The sequence below is a fragment of the Vibrio sp. 10N.261.52.A1 genome (assembly GCF_002876325.1).
Classification (GTDB): Bacteria; Pseudomonadota; Gammaproteobacteria; order Enterobacterales; family Vibrionaceae; genus Vibrio; species Vibrio chagasii.
Genome location: NZ_MCYD01001399.1, coordinates 1 through 686 on the forward strand (window position 1 = coordinate 1; position 686 = coordinate 686).

Annotated in this window: 1 protein-coding gene; it reads left to right on the forward strand. The window is 36.0% G+C overall.

Annotated features, from left to right (window positions below; translation table 11 throughout):
- The coding region (locus tag BCT81_RS28320; RefSeq protein ID WP_102426590.1) for a glycosyltransferase family 25 protein at positions 1-603 on the forward strand (603 nt) is incomplete at its 5' end.
- Positions 604-686: the final 83 nt, after the last annotated feature.

The window sequence follows — 686 nt, forward strand, 5'->3', positions numbered from 1 at the left end:
GGTATAAGTTTTAGTTTTGTAGACGCTGTGGATGGCCGCAGTGCTACAGCTAAAGAATACTATAATCATGCAGCCAACGAAAACTACTTATTTAATAGACGTTGGATAATTTCACCAAGTGAATACGGATGCAAGGCATCTCACCAAAAAGCGCTTGAAGAGTTTATTTACAACTCTGACGAAGAGTTTTTGCTAGTTTGTGAGGATGATATTACGATTGATAGCTCTCTCAAAAAATTCATAAAAAAACTAGAAGGTGAATCAAGTTCTCTGAGTGAAGATGATTTAGTTATCCATCTTGGCGGACAAGATGGGCTTGCTAATTCGCGCAGGCTAATCAAGTTTAGTCAGAAAGTTATCGCTAACAGGGAGGTGTTTAAGGTATTCCCTCTCACTCTTCGCTGGCTATATCGTACTTGTGCCTATGTTGTTAATAGAAGCGCAGCTCAAAAGATTCTAGCGGTTCATCAAAAACATAATTTTGTTGTTGATGACTGGGCATTTATTAGAAAGCGCACAGGTATTAGTAATATATACTTTTGTGATATAGTGAGACATCCCGATGAACTTTTAAACAGTAATATTGAATCGGAAAGACAATGAAATCAATAACTATAATAATTCCATTTTTTAATGATAGCTCTAGCATTTCAAGAACGCTTGGTAGTATTAATAATGCATTAGAT